Origin of the sequence: Runella sp. MFBS21 (genome assembly GCF_029433105.1) — a bacterium.
GTDB lineage: Bacteria > Bacteroidota > Bacteroidia > Cytophagales > Spirosomataceae > Runella.
On the sequence record NZ_JARNTW010000032.1, the window covers coordinates 20042 to 41003 of the forward strand.

The following is a 20962-nucleotide window of genomic DNA, read 5'->3' on the forward strand; positions in this document are numbered from 1 at the left end:
AAGACGGCGGTTTTGAGAAATGCTCCTGCCTGAATTTGGACGAACGGGATTGAGAATCTGGTTTGGCAACTGGGAATATGCCAGTCAATGCTACCGACAGCAAGCGCTATCAGACGTCATTGTTCCATTTTGCATATAAAGTAATATCTCCAGATACTTTATCCTTAGTAAAATTAAACGGGATAGTCAGCGCCTTATCCTTATACCATCCTTTGAAGGCATTAACCACTTTAGGGTCCATCCAGAAAGGTTCCAGCGGGTTTCTGGCGTAGTTGTCGGCAATAACAGATTGGGGGCTCGGAACGGGTTGTCCGCCCCGAGAATCGAATGTTACCGTGTATCGTTTGCCCGTTCCGGGTGCCCATTTGGCAATGAGTTCGATGTTGGCATTGACCCGGGCATATTCATAGTCGAACAGTAACGAAGGGTCTTTTGCCCAATACCAGCCTATAAGGTCATAGCCACTTTTTGTCGGATAATCGGGCAGTTTCACCCGGTCGTTCAGGGCCGTTTCGACGGTTAAAACGGCGGGGGTTCCTCCATCGCTATTGAAGGTGACAACGACAGTTTTTGGCGTCAGCGTCTTTTCTTTGCAGGAACCCAGTAAGCCGATAGCTATGAGTACTACTATAAAAGGTGCAGTAAATTTTAGTATTTTTTTCATGTGAGTTAATGTCTTAGTTAGTTCCATCCTGGGTTATAATCGCCCTTAAATCCTGGATTTAGCAGGTATTCTGTTGCTGGGATCGGAAACAGCAACCATTTCTCATTCCAGCCCGCAGGAACCTGCAACACATTTAATCGGACTCCTTCCCACTGGTTGGTAGTCGTATTAAATTCCAGGGATTTATTATTGCCTTCGGCCATCAAACGGGGGTAGACATCCTGAATAATGTACTGTAAAATCGTACGACTGTTGTCTTTGTATCGCATACGTCGGACATCGAAAAAATTCCGCCCTTCACCATATAATTCGACTACTCGTTCATCATAGATTTTAAGTCGGAAGTCTTCTTTGGAATTTACCTCGCTGATAGCCAGATTTTTAGGAACAGCACTAACGAAAATGGCCGATGTCCTAGCTCTGGCTCTCACTTGGTTGAAGGCATCTATGGCTTCGGCAACAGGCCCTCCTAGCTCGTTCATGGCTTCGGCTTTAATCAGATAGATTTCAGCCAGACGGATGTAAAAATAATCGTTGCCATTGTTGCTCAGCGTAAGCCCACGGGAATCAATGTATTTAGTAGTATTCGCAAAAAAACGACTTGGATTTACATCGGTTGCCGAATTTCTGATTTGCGGATAGGTGGTCATTTCTACGCTTTTACCGGCTGTTCGAGAAGCCACATCATTGACGTAGCGGGTAGGAATCATGGTGTTGCCCATCCGAAAATCAAGCGTGCCGTCAGTGCCTTTGTAGTTGCCCTGTGTGTATAAATCATATACCCAGGGGGTAATGCCGTAGGTGGCACTAGCCAAACCGTCTGGGGCAACACCACATACTTTGAAACGGTTGGCTGGGGCAAAAAACGTAGCAAAACTGGCTCCGTTCGAGCCCAGTGATCCAGCCGAGGCATCGGCGGTATACTGAATCCCGAATATTACCTCCTTATAGGCGTCATTTTCTTTTGTGTTGTCAAACAGATCAGCATACTTAGGAACCAATTGATAGCTGCCACTCAGAATGACACTATCGGCATAGTTTTTTGCCAGTTGGTAATAAGCAGAGGATTCGCTGGTTCGTTTCGCCAAATCCAGATAATTAGCGTAGGTCAGGTAGGCTTCGGCCAGTAAGGCCTGTGCTGCTCCTTTGGTCACACGCCCACGCTCAGCGGTCGACATCCCATTGGCCTTTGGGCAGGTTGCTGAGGCCAGCTTAAAACCGTCAAATACCAATTTATAGACATCATCGACCGACGAACGCGGGGCGTTGTAGTCGCCAGAGGAAGTCGTTGATTTCGTGACAATTGGGACTTTGCCAAAAAAGCGTACCAGATGAAAGTAGGAAAACGCCCGCAGGAAACTGACCTCACCGCGATACCGGTCTGCATTCGCTGTATTCTGAAAGCTGATTTTCTCCAGATTTTCAAGCAAGCTGTTGGCATTGTTAATTACTTTGTAATTTCTGGAGTATAAACTTTTGACATAGTTGCTCGAAGCATCGTATTTATACGTTCTTTCGGCATCTACACTTCCCAGACCTACGATTTCAGTGCCATTGGTTAGGGGCAGATAAATGCCCCCTTCCGCAAAAATATCGGCCATCGCCCCGTACAACCCGTACAAAACCACAGGTACATCACTTTCCTTGGTAAGCACCTGATTGGGTACAGGTGTATCGAATATTTCCTCTTTAAGGGAGCAGCCAACGCTCAATAGGGTTAAGGCAAGCACAATCCCAGCTAAGGATGCTTTAGTATTGGTTTTCATTTCTGTTCGTTTTTTTAAAATCCGAGTGTCACACCTGCCGAATACGATCTAATCTGGGGCATAGAGCCCAAGTCAAACCCTTGTGCCATTGAATTAAATCCATAACTATTGATTTCAGGATCGAAACCAGTGTATTTAGTAATTACAAATAGATTAGTACCAGTAACGTAGACTCTCAGTTTCTGGATACCCTTAATCATACGAGTTGGTAATTCATAGGATAATGTAACCGTTTTCAGCTTGATAAAAGAGCCGTCTTCTACGATGGTATTGTTCGGACGTTGATAGAATCGGTTATTGACAAATAGCGGTTTGGGGTATTTATTGCTAGTGCCTGGTCCTGTCCAGCGGTTATTGTAAACTTCCCGGGTAGTATTGGGAGGATTAGTAGTTACTGTCAGGGCATCCGTCTGGATACGATACATATTTAGAATATCATTGCCCTGACTACCCATGATGAATACAGAAAGAGACAGTCCTTTGAAGGCTAAATCATTCGTTAAACCATAGGTAAATTTGGGATACGGATTACCCATGATGGTCATGTCGTCGGTCGTAATTTTGTTGTCCTTAACGCCATCTGGCCCACTGATATCCAGGAATTTCCATCCGCCTTGCACCTTGTTTGGATCGGCCGGGCCAGCATCCACTTCGGCGGGTGTCTGGTAAATTCCGTCAACTTTATAGCCATAAAAAACACCAATGGGATTGCCTACCCGCGCAATGGTCCAGAATTGGTTTTTACCCATACTAGCGTTAAAGATTGGGCCAAACAGGTCGTTCATACCTCCCAGGTCAAGCACTTTATTCCGGTTGATAGACAGATTGCCCGAAATATTCCAGGTTACCGCCTTTTGCATGGCGATGGCTTTTGCTTCAAATTCGACCCCACGGTTCTCGATAATCCCCCCATTCGTCTGTAAATAACTAAAGCCTGTATAATCTGGAATTGCCCGGTTAAACAGTAAGTTTGTGGTTCGCTTTTTGTACAAATCAACGTTGAACATAAAGCGGTTGTTGACGAACCCGCTTTCAAGACCAATGTTCACCTGCGCTGTATTTTCCCATCCGAGTTCCGGATTGCCAATGGTGCTCAGGTTATAGCCAGTGGTTACCGACTGGTTAAATGAGTATTTAGAATAGGTGTACTTATACTGAGAAGCTCCAATTGGAACCGATTGATTTCCAGAAATGCCCCAGCTTCCCCGTAGTTTCAGGTTGCTGATGCTGCTGACGGATTTCATAAACTTTTCATTGTGAATATTCCAGCCTACGCCCACCGATGGGAACGTTGCCCATTTATGACCTGCGGCCAGCCTGGACGAACCATCAGAACGGCCGGTGAGGGTGAGCAAAAAACGTTCATCATAACTGTAGGCAATTCTGGCCAGAAATGAATTCAAGGCACTTTTCTCGAACTTGCCAACTGGTGTTTGAACTGTATTGGCCGATTGAGGTGCATAATATGTCAGTTGGTCGCTGGCAAATCCTGTTGTTACGCTGGCGTAATTTCGAAGTTGCCAATCCTGATGTGAAAAACCGCCTACGGCATTCAGTCGGTGTTTGCCAATTGTATTGGAGTAATTCAGGGTCAGATCACTCAAATAACTCAGCTGATCGCCTTCGCCACTATAGGCATATCCTTTACTGGCAAGACCAATTCGGGTATCCATAGGCTGATACATGTTCCGCTGAATACGCTTGTAATCCAACCCAACTCGGGCGTTGGCAGTTAAGCCATTAAGAATCTGAAACGTAGCATTATTGTTAATGTTGAAATGGTAGGTGTTGGTTATATCCTTGACATTCATAATCAGCGTAAGCGGATTACCACCTCCATTCGCCCCTCTTAAATTGACGAGATCACCATACGCATCATAGGGATTGTTCAGTGGAGCGGTCAGTAAGGCATTAATGATTGAACCATTCACATTTCCATTCGAATTGGACTGCCCAACGGCCTGATTCTTAATCATTTCCCCGGACACACTTACCCCAAACTTAAATCGTGTACTTACTTCTCGATCCAGATTTAAGCGCATGGTGCCCCGTTTGAAATTTGAGGCATACTTTACCGACCCATCCAGATCAGCGTAGCTTCCAAACACTGAATATTTCATTTTGGGATTTCCGCCTGATAAGGTCAGTGAGTGCGTCTGACCAAACGATTTTTGAAGCACCAGATCTTGCCAGTTAATGTCGGGCATGGTGGCATAGTCCAAGGCCGTAAAATAAGGCTTAGTAGCATTGGGATTCGTGTTTCGGTAGGCTTCATTCCAAAGATCCATAAATTCCCGGGTACTTAACAGACCCATATCCCTGGGCTTATCTCCAAAATCCATTCTGGAACTGTATTCCACCTTATCCCGACCGTTCTTCCCACGTTTGGTAGTGATCATAATAACCCCATTGGCACCCCGTGAACCATAAATAGCCGTTGCCGACGCATCTTTTAGAACTTCTATGGATTCGATATCATTGGGATTGATAATGGATAGCCCACTGGCACCCCGTATATCTGTAATCGTACCTTCACTACCAGCCGTAATCATGGAATTATCGGTGACCAGCGGGAATCCATCTACGACAATTAAAGGCTGGTTATCACCTGTCGTAGAGGTACTTCCACGTACTCTGAATGTCATTTCTCCCCCTGGTGTCCCAGTATTGGCCGTAATCTGGACACCAGCAACCCGACCCTGCAAAGCACCATCAAAAGAGGCATAGGGTCTTTCCTGAGCACCTTCCAGACTTACTTTAGAGGCTGCCCCAGTAAAATCGCTTTTTTTCAGTTCTCCATATCCTACTACCACCACTTCATCCAGTACCTTATTGTCTACGACCATTTTAAGGTCGATGCGGCTCTTATTGCCTACCTGAACTTCCTGACTTTGGAAGCCAACAGAGCTAAATTTTAAGATACTGTTTCTGTTGGGTACATTTATCTTAAAATTGCCGCCAGCATCGGTCGTTGTTCCAGTTTGGGTTCCTTTTACCACCACATTGACCCCAGGCAATGCTTCTTCTTTTTCATCAATCACTTTTCCCGTAATGGAAATATCGGCATTCTGAACAAGCTGTATCTTATCCAGAGAAAGCGTTAGCCCTGGTCTGTCAATTGTTGAATAAGACGAAGGCTGCGGTTGTTTATAAAAGCTCTCTGGATTGCTTATCGACGATTCTGGCTCTCTTTTCTTTACGATAATCGTTTTGTCAACTAATTGATAGGTAAGCAATTGATTAGCAAAACATTCATCCAAAACATCCTTAATCGATGCATTTTTCACATCTAAACTTACTTTCTGGGCCTTTTTCAGCATTTCCAAATCGCAGACGTATAAATAGCCCGTTTGCGTCCGAATAGTCTGTAGAACTTCCAGCAGGGTGGCGTTTTTTTTCTGAATGGATATCTGCTGCGCAAACGATGCTTCTGCAACGACTTGCAAGGTAGCCACCAGAAAAATCAGTACGGTCAGTTTCATGATTCGGATCAGTGAACTTCGATATACTCTAGTGCCTTGGGAATGTAACACCTTATAGTTATGTATATACGTTTCCCAAAGGCCAGCTTTGACCTTGTATAAAAATTTCATACTTTTGTATGATTGGGTTAATGGTTTACGTTCGTTTTATCAAATGATGTCAAGATTAATCCAATATCTACCAGGTACGTCGCGAGCGTACCTGGTTATCCTTAGGATTTTTCGGAGGGAGTACGAGTGATTTTCAGTGCTTCATGCTAGCTATAATTTAAGGGTTATGGAATTATTGTAATGTCATGCCCAGTGGTTGTTAGCCCGACCTTTATGGGAACGACCTTTATGTACGACTGAGTAAAAGCTCAATCAGTTAAGAATTACATCAATCTATTGCCGTCTGGAACAAAAATTATGGAAGCTGAGCAATAGTGAACGATTTCTTCCCTTTTTTGCCGTGTTAGTATCAGCTTTATAATGTTTGTTCAATAAGTGGTTGAGTACCTAAAAAAGCAGGTAATAGATTAAACATTAGCCAGTTAAATCTCAGACACTTATACCTATTTATTGCTTACTAAAGAGTCCGTAAATCCTCAATTAGAAGGTTTTATAATAATTTTCCTATCAACTACGGTAAACTTAATTCCTCCGGTTAGTTCAAGCATTTTCAGAACTTCAGCTACGTTATTCTTCCGTGAAATAGCCCCTATGTAAGATTTGTTACCTACATCGCCATCAAACTGCACTTCCACATTATACCACCGGGCAATCTGGCGCATAATGTCTTTTAGATTGCCGTTAAATTCAAACCGCCCTTCTTTCCAAGCAACCATACTTTCTGCATCTACGTTTCTGACCTGTATTTCAGGCTTTTCTTTACCTCTCAATACCTGCGCTTGCTGACCAGGAGTGATTATTTTAGAAGCATTTCCCTGAGTCAGTTCCACCGATCCCTCCAGCAGTGTGGTGCGAATGGTTAGCTCATCGGAATAGGAGGATACGTTAAAATGAGTACCTAATACATTGATTTCTAAATTTTCACCATTTACTTTCTTTTCTGCGAGTTGTACCGTAAATGGCCTGCTTTTATCAGGATGTACTTCAAAGTACACTTCTCCACTCATTTCTACCTGTCTTTTAGTACCCGAAAACGTTGTCGGAAATCTCAGACTGGAGCCCGCGTTAAGCCAGGCCCGGGAGCCATCGGGTAATACGACTTTATATTGTCCGCCCAAGGGAGTGATTAGTGTATTATACTCAACCTTTTCCGCGTTTTTAGTATAAATTAATTCTCCCTTGCTCGTGTTGATTTCTATTCCTGATGCCCTTAGTAACTGTCCGCTACTAACGGCGTCAAGCTCCAGAATCCGTCCATCCCCAAGTGTTAGCTGTGCTTTATCTTTCCCCGGAAGTAACTCTTTCCCGGCTTCGATGGTAGCTAATGCAGTGTCTTTCTGAATAAACTTACCCTCATACCAACGGTATCCCGCAAAGCACATAATACCTATGAGACAGGCCGCGGCCACTGTAGATGCCCATGCGCTAAATGACCTAAAAATCGTTGTCTGCTTCGTAACGAAAACATCCTGACCAATTTGGGGTACTAAGCGTTTGCTAGCCTCTGAGGTGGCACCAAAGATTGATGACAATATATCATCCGCTACTTCTTTGGAGAGCTGATGCGAATAATCTTCTTCTCGAATCGCTTTACTAATTAACTGCTGTATCTGCTCATTGTTCTCGTTTGCACGGAGCACCTCCATTAGCTCTTCTCGTTCAGCAGGAGTAGCCGTCTTTTTATAGTAGCGTAGGAAAAGATAATCAAGTCGATCGTTTTGCATTGATGGGGCGCTAAATTCTGATTCCACTTATAAAGACTCCGCCAGAATGATTATGGGGGACAACAAGAGTAAAAAAAGTTGATTAAATATGAGGATACTAAGGGGAGTCTAAGAAACAGCCTATAAGGGTGAAATCAGTTTAATCGGGAAAATCCCATTTGGTCGGTATAAGTCGACACTATAGCACTATTTTTTATTAAAATTATTATATTTGCAAGCTAATGATAATAAACACTAATTTAATTTTCCAGCTCGACCTTGGAAGCGAAGGAATCAAATGTATCAGAAGACCAACTAGCCCTTATAGCAAATGGAGATGAGCAGGCCTTTACTCGACTGTTTCATCAATACAGGAATAAAATTTATTCCGTAGCATTACGGCTAACCGAATCTACTTTCATGGCGGAAGAAGTGGTGCAGGAGGTATTTCTCAGGATTTGGATAAAACGGGTCAGTTTACTCGAAATAAAGGACTTTGAAGCTTATCTGTTCATTGTAGCACGTAATTACGTTTTTTCAGCTATAAAGCGGACAGCTCGTCAGAAAAACATTGAAGAAGTCTGGATAAATGATTCCCCTACCTTCGAAAACAGCGCAGATTGTGTAATCTTGACAAAAGAATATGAGGAGGTGATTCGGCAAGCAATAGATCTTTTGCCTGCTCAACAAAAACAGGTTTATCTGCTTAGTAAAGAACAAGAGCTGAAACGAGAAGAAATAGCCCGCCTTTTACAAATATCTAATGAAACGGTAAAAACTCATCTTTCCCGTGCAATGCGACATATTCGTGCCTACAGCATTGCAAAACTTGAGATTCAGTACTTTTGGCTTCTTCTTTCTATACTCTTGAAGGATTGACGACCAAATCCAATTATCCTTAAGGCTCTATGCAAGCCAAATTAATGTATTTATCTCATTGACTTTCTTGATACGTGCCGTTTCGGCCTTTAGATTTGAGCAATCGTAAAACTCCAAGAATATTTGCGAAGCCACTCAAAGAAACCCAAATAAAATAGTAGTTTCTCTTGACTTACACCCTGGAAGCGTAACCAACTACGCAGAAGCGCTCCAATACTTTCGAGTGTGTGCAATGAACTTCATAATTTAACGTGAGTTATGGATATAGGTGCTTTTTGAGGGGGCTTAGTGTGATAAAAACAATATCCTGTTCGTTGGTTTTGAGCACAAAGCCATGTGAGTAACAGAAACAACCCTGGTAACAGCCCAGGCATTCGGGCCACAAAACACTCATAGCTTATCAAAGTTGGGAAATAACTTCTTAACTGCGCCAGTACCCAATCTTGATAATAGTAGCGAAAACATTTAGAGCCGGACCGGAGTAGTGATAGAAGATTACAATGGTTAACATTTCACTGTCACTTAGTTCACTTGAACGAACTTTAACAAGTTTACCCTCTTGAAGTTACCATTGGGTAAGAGCCTTACAAAAATCATCACAGACCATGAATAGTTCGATGAGTTTTAATGCTTTAGATTCGCAGAGCATAGGAGTAGAAAAAGGGTAATTTGTGAGGTAGCACCACAAACATCTTTATTACTCCGAGTCTACACTCTTATTATCCGATATTTACAAATTAGTCTATCTATAATTCACGCTAAGTTATAAATTTAAGTAGCTATCCAGTTAGTGGGGAGTATTATATCTGTTGTGCGTCGGAGACGCGGTACCGTTTTTTGCCCCAAATGATAGTTTGGGGCAAGCGATTCAAGTATCTTTTGCTCGTCCGTTTTGCGTCGGAGACGCGGTACCGTTTTTTGCCCCAAATCATAGTTTGGGGCAAGCGATTCAAGTATCTTTTGCTCGTCCGTTGTGCGTCGGAGACGCAGTACCGTTTTTTGCCCCAAATCATAGTTTGGGACAAGCTATGGAATTTTATTTAAAATTTTTATAAAAAAAATCATAATCTAAAGGTTAGGTTTATTGGTTTGATGTCTCGTGTCATTAAAGGTCCTATTTGAACGCATGAAACCCAGACCCAAAGACGAACTCACCCAACAGCTCTGGCAAGATTACCGCGCAGGTGCTCCCTCTGCGTTGGCACAGTTGATGCAATTACACTACACTGATTTATTTCATTGGGGTATGCGTCTTTGTCCTGAGCGCGAAATAGTGAAGGATTGTATTCAAGAGCTTTTTTTGAGTCTCTGGCAAATTCACGCTACCATTGGAGAAGTCGAAAATGTGAGGGCTTATTTACTAAAATCCCTCAAAACCAAACTATTAAGAGAGCTCTCTAAACAGCACAACCATTTGTATGAGCTTAACGACGAATACGACTTCGACGTACTGTTTTCGCCAGATATGCGCATGATTGAAGATGAGTATGAAGTATATCAACTCAAACGATTACAGCAAGTATTGGATCAACTTCCACAGCGTCAAAAAGAACTCATCTATCTACGATTCTACCAAGACCTAAGCTACGACCAAATTGCCGAAACCATGCAAATAGGCCGACAATCGCTGTATAATTTACTTCAAAAGGCTCTCACAAGTTTAAGAAAGCACTGGCAAGTGGGCCTCAACTTATTATTATTAGCGATGTGGGTTAGATAGTAGGCCTTTTGGTATCTTATTGATAAGCATTACACCACTCAAATGAAAAAATACGAAGAATATACCGCCTTAGATTTCGTCAAAGACGACTCTTTCCGAGATTGGGTTCGGGGCAAAGGGCGTGATGAAAGTTTTTGGATGCACTTTTTACAACAGCATCCCGAAAAAAAGGCGGACATTCGCCAGGCCGAGTTGCTCATTAGAGCCATGAATGTGGCGCCCGAATCACTTTCTGAAAAAGAAGTGCGCCAGGAAGTCAGCCAATTTTTAGAGAAAATCACTAAATCTTCTGACCAAAACGTAACGGTATCTACTCGTTTTTGGTGGCAACGCCCTTGGTATCGATTTGCAGCAGTGGTAGCGTTAGTCATTGTGGCCTCAGGTACTTGGTGGATTATGAATAAGAATCAAAAAACTGAGTTAAGTAGTCTATCTCTCCCTCTCAGCAATTCGCTGGCCGAAACGGTAAATGAAACCGAAGGCTCCTTAATGTTGACACTAGATGATGGCTCCACTGTAAAACTCAGCCCGCATAGTCGGTTAAAATACGCCCCCAAATTCACGGGCGAAATCCGCGAAGTGTTTCTGACGGGCGAGGCGCTTTTTGAGGTAGTGAAAAAAAAGGAACCTTTTTTGGTACAAACAGGAAAGCTAACTACCAAAGTATTAGGAACAATTTTTACCGTAAGAGCTTATGAATCAGACAATCGCGTCACTGTCCAAGTACGATCGGGCAAAGTCTCGGTCTATTCAAATGATAAGAAGACTCCTACCGCAATAACCACTACTAAGGGCGTAATTTTGACGGCTAATCAAGCAGCGGTTTTTGAAGAAAAAGAAAAACAACTTAGCAAAACATTGGTGGTAGAACCTATTGTACTGCGCCCAGAGGTGATTATCAATCACTTTTCTTATGACGAAACCCCGCTTTCACAAGTTCTGAAACAATTAGAACAAGCTTACGGTATTCATTTTCAGTTTGACAATGAAAACCTTAAAAACTGTAAAATCACTGCAACACTTTCCAATGAATCTCTATATGATAAACTTCATTTACTCTGCAAAATCACGGGGGCAACCTATGAGATTGTGGACGGACAAATCATCTTTGACGCCCAAGGATGTATCTAAAAGAAAAATCGGCAGTGGTACCAGCACCGCCGATTTGGATTTAACTTTTTTCAAATGTGTGTCTAAGCTATCTAAAAAAAGATGGTAGTGAAGATTAATGTCTCAAAACCAATGTTATAAACCCAGACAAATTTATGCAAAACCTTTTTACTGGTCAATTTTGGCTTCGAATTATGAGGTTTACTTTGACGCAACTAATAGTTGCTGTGCTATTTTTGAGTATATCCCATGCCCACAAAATGCACGCTCAGGAACTCCTGAACCAACGACTCACGCTAAGTTTTGAAAGCGCTGAAATCAAAAAAGTACTACAGCGAATCGAAAAAACGACGAATGTGCAGTTTATGTACAGTTCTAATGTGCTCCAAAATACTCGACGAGTATCCCTCGCGGCTCACAATGAACGCTTAGCAGATGTACTTGAGAGCTTACTCACGCCACTAGAAGTGGCCTATGAAGTAGCAGGAAATCGCATCTTACTCAAAAAAGTAAAAGCCGAAAAAACCACCAACTCCCCCCAAACATCTATCCACCCAAACGTCTTCGCCCCCATCGACCGACAAATATCAGGAAAAGTAATCGATGAAAACGGGGGAGGACTGCCCGGAGTAAGTGTGGTAGTAAAAGGGACATCTAAAGGTGCCATCACCGACGGCGACGGAAAGTACAACCTCAGTATCCCAGAAGGGAGCGTTACCTTGGTGTATAGTTTTGTGGGATACGAAGCGCAAGAAGTCGCAGTGGGAAGTCGCACTACTGTAGATGTTACTTTGAAAGTGGACGTAAAAGCCCTGAGCGAAGTCGTGGTGGTGGGCTATGGTACCCAAAATCGGAAAGATGTAACAGGCTCTATCGCTTCTATCAGCTCACAAGACATCAAAGATATGCCCGTCACCAACGTCGCTGAAGGAATGGCAGGTAAATTGCCCGGTGTTTTGATTCAACAAACCACTGGCGCACCTGGCAATAGCCCGTCGGTCAAAATCAGAGGATTTGGGTCAATCAGTGCCGGAAATGGCCCTTTGATTGTGGTAGATGGCCAACCCCTCAACTCAGGCGACCTTACCAACGGTAGCGGCCTTAACCTCATGAATCCCAACGATATAGAAAGCGTGGATGTATTGAAAGATGCCTCCGCGACTGCTATTTTTGGTTCAAGAGGAGCCAACGGTGTAATGATGATTACGACCAAGCGCGGTAAAGCGGGGCGCAGCCGTATCAACTTTGATTATTATACAGGTATCCAAGAAATCAGCAAAAAAATGGATATGCTAAATGCCCAGCAATTTGCGGAATTTAGCAAAGAAGCTTCCAACAACGCTTATTTAGAGCGCGTAGCGGGTGCGCAAGCTTCGGATCCCAACAGCGTACGCGCTGCAGGAAACCGATATCGTTATCCACGTGGTGAATACCCCGGTATCGACTTTGACAACCCTGCCGCTTTGACATCCTACGACTACCAAAGCCTGATTTTTAGACAAGCGCCTATCAGTAGTTATCAGCTTTCGGGCTCTGGCGGAACCGACAAAATCCAATACATGGTTTCGGGAAACTATCTAAAACAAGACGGTATCATCAATACTTCGGGACTGAAACGCTATACGTTTCGTTCTAATATCGACGCCCAATTGTCACCTAAACTGAAAATTGGAATGAGCGTTAGTCCTTCTTTTACTACCGAGCGCCGCGTCAATTCGGATGGTCACTGGGCAAGCAATGGCGTCATCAACGCCGCTTTATCACAAGCGCCTATCATTCCTATTTACCAAGCGGATGGCGTGACTTACAACTCCCAAGCTTCGATTGCAGGGGCTTATGACTGGGCAGGCGTTACCAATCCCGTGGCCAACATCACCGAACTTGACAATACCGCAAGCACTTTGCGTTTGTTAGGTAATACTTACGCAGATTTGACCATTTGGAAAACTCTCAAATACCGCGCTACGTTTGGCGCTGACTTAAATTATTTCCGTCAAAATCAATTCCAGACATCGGCCATTCCTCTGAACCAATTGTTGCCCCCCAACGCCAATTCAGGCTCTTCAGCTACGCGTCAATCAATCAACTGGGTCACGAGTCATACGTTAGGTTATAATGTCAGCTTTATGGCCGACCACTACCTTGATGCTTTGGTGGGTTTTGAAGCACAAAAAAATGACTTTGAGTCCAATAGCGTCAACGCTAACCGTTTCCCTAATGATATTGTACGTACTGTCAATGCAGGTGTTATTATCGGTGGTAGTTCTCTGCGCGATCAGTGGTCGTTGGCCTCTTATTTTGCACGGGTAGGTTATACTTACAAAGACCGCTATTTGGTCAATGCCTCCATTCGTCGCGATGGTTCATCCCGTTTTGGAGCCAATCAGCGCTACGGTATTTTCCCTTCAGCCTCTGTTGGTTGGCGCGTCACGGAAGAGCCATTCATGAAAAACATTCCGACCATATCAGAAATGAAACTCAAGGTAAGCTATGGTTTAGCAGGAAATAATGCTTTCTCCAATTATGGCTCTATCGGGATTTTGGGGGCAGATAACTACGTGTTCGGAAATGCCCTCGTCAATGGTTTGGCTACTTCTACCATCGGTAATGACAACCTAACTTGGGAAAAAAGCCGTCAAACTGACATTGGTTTGGAGTTAGGTTTATGGAAAAATCGAATCTTTTTCACCGCCGATTATTATTCAAGAATCACCACCGATTTGTTGCTGTCGGTACAAGTTCCCACCCTTACAGGTTTCTCAACGGCTAGCCGTAATATTGGTAAAGTCGAAAATAAGGGAATGGAATTTGGCCTTGTGACTCGTAATACCACTGGCAATTTGAAATGGACGACCGATTTGAATATTTCGTTTAACCGCAACAAAGTATTGGCACTCGGACCCACAGGCGATGCCATCAGAAGTGGTACGGGCGTAGGCGAGACCAACATTACGGTCATTGGCAAACCACTTGGCAACTTCTACGGCTACCAGCAATTGGGCGTCTTTAAAGACCAAGCCGATTTGGACAGCTACCCACACGACGCCACCGCGCGCCCTGGTGATGTGAAGTTTGCAGATATAAACAACGACGGTAAAATCAACGCTGACGACCGCACTATCATCGGAAACAACCAGCCTGACTTTATTTATGGCATGACCAACACCTTGTCTTTTAAAGGCTTTGACCTTGGTATTACGGTTCAAGGCGTGCAAGGTGGTCAGATTTTAAACTTGAGTCGCCGTTTTATCGAAAACTTAGAAGGAAATCAAAACCAATTATCGACCATACTCAATCGCTGGCGTTCACCGCAAGACCCTGGCGACGGGATTGTACCTCGCGCTAATCAACGTACTACTGGCAACAACAACGCCATTTCGAGTCGTTGGGTAGAAAGTGCAAGTTATTTCAGGGTTCGTAACATCACCTTAGGCTACAACTTGCCTAAAGTAGCCCTTGATCGCATCAAAATCCAGAGCCTTCGCCTATATGGGGGTATCCAAAACGCCTTTACTTCCACCAAATACCTAGGCTTCAATCCTGAAGTGAGTGGTTACGAAAACGCCCTGACGGGTGGGGTCGATTATGGCTCTTATCCCTTGGCCCGTACGTACACCATAGGTTTGAATATCGGTTTCTAATCCTCAAAACGGTAACACAATGAAAAGAAGATACATATACCTTACCGCCGTCGTACTAAGTTTGAGCGGTTGTAAAGAGAGTTTTTTGGCACTTGCCCCTATTTCTAATACCAGTACTGCTACCTTTTATAAGACTGGCAACGACATGGTGATTGCCCTCAACGCCACCTATGGTTCACTTCAATCCTCGGGGCAATATGGCAGTTACTACGTAGTTTCGGAAATTCCTTCCGACGACACCACGCCTGTATTGTCTGGCTCGGTGACCGACCAAGACGAATTTGATAAATTTTACCTCCGTACCACCAATCCTTTCTTAGCTACTCGCTGGAACGACGGCTACCGTGGTATTTACCGTGCCAATGCTATCCTCGACCGGATTGGAGCGGTCACAATGGACGAAAACCTTAAAAAGCGGGTCATTGGCGAAACCAAGTTTTTGCGGGCGCTGATGTACTTCAACTTGGTAAGGGTATTTGGCGATGTGCCTTTGGTATTGAAAGAAACAACCGACCCCGCCGAAGGATATAACTATGACCGAGCGGCGGTAGCTGATGTATATTCCCAAATCATCAAAGATTTGACCGAAGCCGACGCAAGCCTTCCCGACCGATATACGGGAGCAGATATAGGCCGCGCTACCAAAGGTGCCGCCAAATCATTACTCGGAAAAGTGTATTTGACTCGTAAACAATATGCCGAAGCTGCCACAAAGCTCAAAGAGGTGATCGACAGTGGCGTGTATGATTTGTTGCCCAACTACGCCGATGTATTCAAAGCCACTAATAAAAACCATAAAGAATCGATTTTTGATATTCAATACAAAAAAGGTTCTATCGGAGAAGGCAACGGCCTCCCCAATGCCTACGCGCCCGAAAACTCTGGTAATTCGGTAGTGCAGTTTGGAGGAGGAGGAAACAACCGTCCTACCGCCGATTTTGTGAATGCCTACGAAGCGGGAGATTTGCGACAAAATGCCTCAATGGCAACAGGCTATACCAATGCCCAAGGAGTACGTGTTGAGTACAACTATGTTCGTAAATATTCGGATGTGCCTACTGTCAGTGGTGATTCGGAAGACAACTACCCTGTGTTACGTTATGCCGATGTATTGTTGATGTATGCAGAAGCACTCAACGAAACGGCCAAACCTGCGGAAGCATTGCCTTTCCTCAATCGCATTCGTCAAAGAGCAGGTTTAGCCGCAAAAGGCACTTTAACCCAAGCTGAAATGCGCCTAGCTATCGAACAAGAGCGCCGTATGGAATTGGCATTTGAAGGGCATCGTTGGTTTGATTTGGTACGTACCGGCCGCGCCATTCCTGTACTTACGGCCAAGGCACAAGCGATTGGTATTAAAGCCAATCTAACGGAGAACAACCTCGTTTTTGCCGTTCCACAAAGCCAAATAGATATTAATCCTTCAAAGATTAAGCAAAATCCGGGGTATTAATGTTGGCAAGGAAAGCCTATTACTCGGCCATTTAGACTATATCCATCATTATTAGAAATACACCAATAGCAGTCCTATGACATGGGGCTGCTATTGGTTTTTGGGGCAAATAAGGCTTTCTTATAAAACAATACAAAAACTAGCGTAATATAAAAAATATGCAAAAAACTTATGACAATATTCGTTATTTTGCAAGAAAAATTGACATAAAAAACACTTAATACTTTAATTTATTTCACAAATATGCTTAGTAAATCATGCCTCCAAATGTTAACAGAAAAAGATGAGTATGGTCTTTCACAAAAATTACTAACTAAACATATCTCACCTCTATATCAGCATTTCATATCTAACTATAAACTAGGGTTAAAAGGAATTCAAAAACAAAAACTTTTTTATGACAATCATTTGATGTCTCTAACTTCTATTGGATTTTTTATAACCATTGCTGATAAGCTATATGAAAATTCTGTTTATTATTTTTTTTCAGAAGAGGAAATTTTAGAAGAGTTATATAAATATTTAAACAATCCCTTAGATTATCATTTAGAAGGTTTTATTCTAATTGGTAGATTTGATATAGCTGACTCTATTTTATTGGGTATAGAAGGAGAACATGTTAATGAAATATGGTCTCTCAATGGCGACTTAGGACATGAAAGGCCTGAAATTCAAATGATTAGTGAAGACATTTTTAGTTTTTTTCGTTTGTGCAAAGAGGTAATCATTGAAATGAGTTTAAAAATGAGAGATATTAACACATCACAACTCTACCGTAACTGGGGAGAAGATTTTTGGCGGGTACGGGAAGAGAGGGATTAAATACGTATGAAATCATAATAAAAAGTAACAAACTATAATTTATTTTTCTACTAAGTTCACAATAAGGGCTTTTGTAAAGCACATACAAATACTAGTGGGGCAGCGATTATTAATCATCAGTTGCAAGCTTTTTATTTGTTTTAATTTCCTAAACTATTAACAAAAACAAATATGAAAAAAATCGGATTTGAAATGTTTAAAACACGAAGTTTAGAAGACAAAATAGATATTTTTAAATTCGAAACAGCTAACCATCTAAAAGTCCCTCCTTTATATAAAATATTTATAGAATCTTTTCAAATTACTAGAAAAGGGGCTATAAACACCAAAGACTTTAGATATTATGATAATAGGTTAGACGATATAAGAGATTTCGGAAAATTTAGTTATGAATCAAATGAGGAAGACATTTTAGTAGGGGAGTTTTTTGAACTAAATGAACTTATGCCTATTATGGCGGATATATATTCCAAAGAAGATGAAATTTGGAAAATGGGATTGTTATTAATTGGAGATAATGACATGAATCAATCGTTTATGGTTGGGATAAATAATGATAATCAAGATAAAATATTCTTAGAAAGAACAGATTTACACCCTCGATTTATCTTCTTTGCGAACAATATATTTGAATTTGTAAGAGGATTCACTATTCGTCCTAAAGAACTGTATCTTAATGGAAATAAGCTTTCTCAACTCTACTGCAACTGGGGAGAAGATTTTTGGCGAGTACAGGAAGAGGGGGATTAAATACGTATGAAATCATCATGAAGATTGACGAGCTATGATACCTATCCTAGCCATTATTTATACTATGGCAGCAGGTGCTTCATATACTGGGGCACATTAATAATTCACCCACATAATTTACGAGATTTCTTGCCTGAACACACTTGATAATATAAATAAAAAATATGAAAAAGACAGCATTAGAATGTCTCAAAGTCAGATCGGTGTCAAATCCATTTGACTTTAAAAAATATGAGGATAATAATTCTCTATCATTACCTCCTATTTACAAGGCTTTTTTAAATACTTATTATATTGGTAGTGAGGGGTTAATTGAAGGAGAAAAAGTTTTTGATAATTCTTTTAAGAGGGCTAATGGTTTTGGCAATCTTACCTATGAATCTACACCTAACGTGATTTTATATAATTTTATTGATATTTCTCAAGTCTCATTTTTGATGGAATATATGTTTGAAAAAACAGATAAAATCCTTGAAATGAATCTTATTCCTATTGCTGAGTGTTTTGGACAAGAGATATTAATGGTTGGATGCGGAGAAGACAATAGAGATAAAATTTTTTTGGAAACAAATAAACCTATTGACTATGAAGGCGAAGAACCCAGATTAATATTTTTAAGTGAGAATATTTTTGAATTTCTTAGAGGGCTAGTTTGGGAAGTAAACATTGATAAATTTCCCAAGAATTTAAAAGATACCTCTCAACTCTACCGCAACTGGGGAGAAGATTTTTGGCGAGTACGAGAAGATATACCCGATAATTCATCATCAGAGCGCTCTGTAAAGTAGTGAGTGTTTCTGCCACATTAGGTTTATGATAGTTTCCAAGTGTTGGAGCATAGCCTTTTCTATATCCTCAAAGGACTATGGGAAAAAGGTAGAAAAAATGCATTGTTCAATACCATTACACCAAGGAAATAAATTAACGAAAAGCCAATCTAAAAAACTTAGAAAGTCCATTAAACGCAATCATCAAGACTCTCCAAGTTTGGAAAAGAACGCATAACGCCGTATATACAAAACATTGGCCCCTATGTTAGGGGTAGCTAATATCCCTAACTAAAGCACCAATCGAAAGTTTTGATTATTGATGATGACGCTGATTTACGTAAAACCCTAAAAAAATGAACCGAGAAGACCTAAATTACAGCTTAGATATGTGGATGGAGGAAGATTTGCGTTTTTTTTCTCCCTTTAAACAATCTATTGGAGTAACAAAACAATGTTTTATTAAAGCCTGTGAAAAACAGAATTGGCCATTTGGTATTGGTGGAGAGCCTTTTAAGGAAAAATACTACGGTTGGTGTCAACGTGTTGAACCTACAGAAAAAGAGGTTATTTCATTAGTAATTGAGTGCTCTCATTATACTCTCAATTGGTTTGAGGACAAACAATACAATCCTAAAGCTCACATTTCTGATGATTGTCATTATATTATATATTTTGATTTTTGTTATGATCGTGAATTTATGCTGGATTTTGCCATTGCCTTCTTAGAAGAAAATCCTACTTCCTATGCGGAAACTCTTTGGGCTAACGATACAACCTATTTTGATGAATATACTTTGGCGGATTTGTATGAAATCAAACGATTAGGGTATGCAAATAATTGGGCATGGTATCGACGCGGAAAGCCAGATGATGAACCTGAGAACACCCTCTAATTCTTTGGTCTATCTCTCAATCTAAAAAAATCGAACGAGTAAGCTTTTAAATATAGTCACCAATATCAAAAAACAGATTTGCGGTAGTAGGTCTGTGTGTAAAAAAACTTAAAACAACCAATTACCTCAAACCCTCTATTCATGCGTTCTACTGTTTACACCTTTATTTTTACCACTATTTCTCTAGTCTCGCACAGCGTGAAGTAGCCCAATACACACCTCACGGCACGAGATTCTATGCTGCTTTTTCAAGAAAAAAAAATCATTTATTACCTTAAAAAACTTAAAAATCTATCCGTAGATGCATTTGACAAATGGATGTTTAATAATCTATTTAAAGTAATTTATGATATTCATGTGAAGCAAAAACCCGTTATTGCCGGCTAGGTATTATGAAGTACTGTATTTTCTTAAGTATTAATTTTCGAATATTCGCTTTTAATTTGCTTAAAAATCTTTCTTTTTAGGTTTCTTTCATGATTATCCATAGATTCTATTTCGGCGATTAGATTTTGTAATTTATCCTTTGCCAAAACAGCATTCCCAGACACTTTTAAATATTTTGCATATTCAAGTCTTTGATTATAATTAGAAAATCTAACATCTAATTCCCGAAAAATAGCGCCCGCTTTATCATTATCTCCTATTTCATAAAAAGACCATGCAAAAGCGGCTTTTTCATTAGAATTCTTAAAAGATTTATCTCCTACAATTACGTTTCCATGTTCTATGACTTTTTGATAATTTTGAAGATAAAAGTTCACTCTAATTAGCTTCAATAGTAGCTCTGTATCGTTCTTATAAATACCTTCTAAACAAGATTCATAAATTTCTGCTGCTTTCAAATAATTATCATTTCGCAAATATTCATCAGCCAACTCTATTCTTTTTGAAACTGTATTAGAAAAAACTATTTCTCTTTCTAATTTTTGTATTTTATAATTATTTATAAAACCTCCCTTTACCCCTTCTGCTAAACTCTCCACATTTCTTCGGCTATAAAAGGTATCAAATAGATAAATTATACTTCCAATTACAGGAAAAAAAATAATAATCCAAAACCATTTTTGGTGCTCATTTCTTTTGTAAGCTAAATACAAACAGAACATTTGAATCAGAACAATCGGCGTGTACAATTCAGGCATTTTCCTTATTCTTTTGAGAGGTAATTTTGATATAGATTTCTCAGTTTTTATTT

Annotated in this window: 15 protein-coding genes; 9 read left to right on the forward strand and 6 right to left on the reverse strand. The window is 41.2% G+C overall.

Features of this window, described 5'->3' with window-relative positions; genetic code table 11:
- Positions 1-109: 109 nt before the first annotated feature.
- The 4 genes from P1X15_RS30815 to P1X15_RS30830 all read right to left on the reverse strand — a co-directional run bounded on the left by P1X15_RS30815 (position 110) and on the right by P1X15_RS30830 (position 7747).
- A complete protein-coding gene (locus P1X15_RS30815) occupies positions 110-664 on the reverse strand; it encodes an InlB B-repeat-containing protein (RefSeq protein WP_277341952.1) in 555 nt (184 codons plus the stop codon).
- A gap of 17 nt (positions 665-681) precedes the next feature.
- Positions 682-2430 (reverse strand): RagB/SusD family nutrient uptake outer membrane protein, encoded by a 1749-nt coding sequence (locus tag P1X15_RS30820; protein ID WP_277341953.1) that lies wholly within the window; start codon positions 2428-2430, stop codon positions 682-684.
- Positions 2431-2444: 14 nt separating this feature from the next.
- Entirely contained in the window at positions 2445-5912 is a 3468-nt protein-coding gene (locus P1X15_RS30825) for a TonB-dependent receptor (protein WP_277341954.1), read from the reverse strand.
- Between the two features lie 587 nt (positions 5913-6499).
- Complete coding sequence (locus P1X15_RS30830; protein WP_277341955.1) at positions 6500-7747, reverse strand: FecR family protein; 1248 nt, start codon at positions 7745-7747, stop codon at positions 6500-6502.
- A 258-nt stretch (positions 7748-8005) separates the two neighbouring features.
- Between P1X15_RS30830 and P1X15_RS30835 the strand changes: the two genes are divergently transcribed.
- A complete protein-coding gene (locus P1X15_RS30835) occupies positions 8006-8605 on the forward strand; it encodes an RNA polymerase sigma factor (protein ID WP_277341956.1) in 600 nt (199 codons plus the stop codon).
- An 800-nt stretch (positions 8606-9405) separates the two neighbouring features.
- Here the strand turns inward: P1X15_RS30835 and P1X15_RS30840 are convergent.
- Entirely contained in the window at positions 9406-9618 is a 213-nt protein-coding gene (locus tag P1X15_RS30840) for a hypothetical protein (RefSeq protein ID WP_277341957.1), read from the reverse strand.
- 113 nt (positions 9619-9731) lie between these two features.
- Here P1X15_RS30840 and P1X15_RS30845 point away from each other — a divergent pair, with 113 nt between their 5' ends.
- The 8 genes from P1X15_RS30845 to P1X15_RS30880 all read left to right on the forward strand — a co-directional run bounded on the left by P1X15_RS30845 (position 9732) and on the right by P1X15_RS30880 (position 19764).
- Positions 9732-10325 carry an RNA polymerase sigma factor gene (locus P1X15_RS30845; RefSeq protein ID WP_277341958.1) on the forward strand — a complete coding sequence of 198 codons (594 nt, stop codon included), beginning with the start codon at positions 9732-9734 and terminating at the stop codon, positions 10323-10325.
- A gap of 42 nt (positions 10326-10367) precedes the next feature.
- Complete coding sequence (locus P1X15_RS30850; protein WP_277341959.1) at positions 10368-11456, forward strand: FecR family protein; 1089 nt, start codon at positions 10368-10370, stop codon at positions 11454-11456.
- Between the two features lie 134 nt (positions 11457-11590).
- Positions 11591-15076 carry a TonB-dependent receptor gene (locus P1X15_RS30855; RefSeq protein ID WP_277341960.1) on the forward strand — a complete coding sequence of 1162 codons (3486 nt, stop codon included), beginning with the start codon at positions 11591-11593 and terminating at the stop codon, positions 15074-15076.
- A gap of 19 nt (positions 15077-15095) precedes the next feature.
- Complete coding sequence (locus tag P1X15_RS30860) at positions 15096-16529, forward strand: RagB/SusD family nutrient uptake outer membrane protein (protein ID WP_277341961.1); 1434 nt, start codon at positions 15096-15098, stop codon at positions 16527-16529.
- Between the two features lie 267 nt (positions 16530-16796).
- A complete protein-coding gene (locus P1X15_RS30865; protein ID WP_277341962.1) occupies positions 16797-17351 on the forward strand; it encodes a hypothetical protein in 555 nt (184 codons plus the stop codon).
- A 171-nt stretch (positions 17352-17522) separates the two neighbouring features.
- Positions 17523-18101, forward strand: coding sequence for a hypothetical protein (locus P1X15_RS30870; protein WP_277341963.1), 579 nt, complete (start codon positions 17523-17525; stop codon positions 18099-18101).
- Between the two features lie 164 nt (positions 18102-18265).
- Positions 18266-18889, forward strand: a complete 624-nt coding sequence (locus P1X15_RS30875) for a hypothetical protein (RefSeq protein WP_277341964.1) — start codon at positions 18266-18268, stop codon at positions 18887-18889.
- Between the two features lie 335 nt (positions 18890-19224).
- Complete coding sequence (locus P1X15_RS30880) at positions 19225-19764, forward strand: hypothetical protein (RefSeq protein ID WP_277341965.1); 540 nt, start codon at positions 19225-19227, stop codon at positions 19762-19764.
- Between the two features lie 410 nt (positions 19765-20174).
- On the opposite strand, the gene P1X15_RS30885 is transcribed toward P1X15_RS30880, so the two are convergent.
- Complete coding sequence (locus tag P1X15_RS30885) at positions 20175-20909, reverse strand: PLDc N-terminal domain-containing protein (protein WP_277341966.1); 735 nt, start codon at positions 20907-20909, stop codon at positions 20175-20177.
- Between the last annotated feature and the right edge of the window lie 53 nt (positions 20910-20962).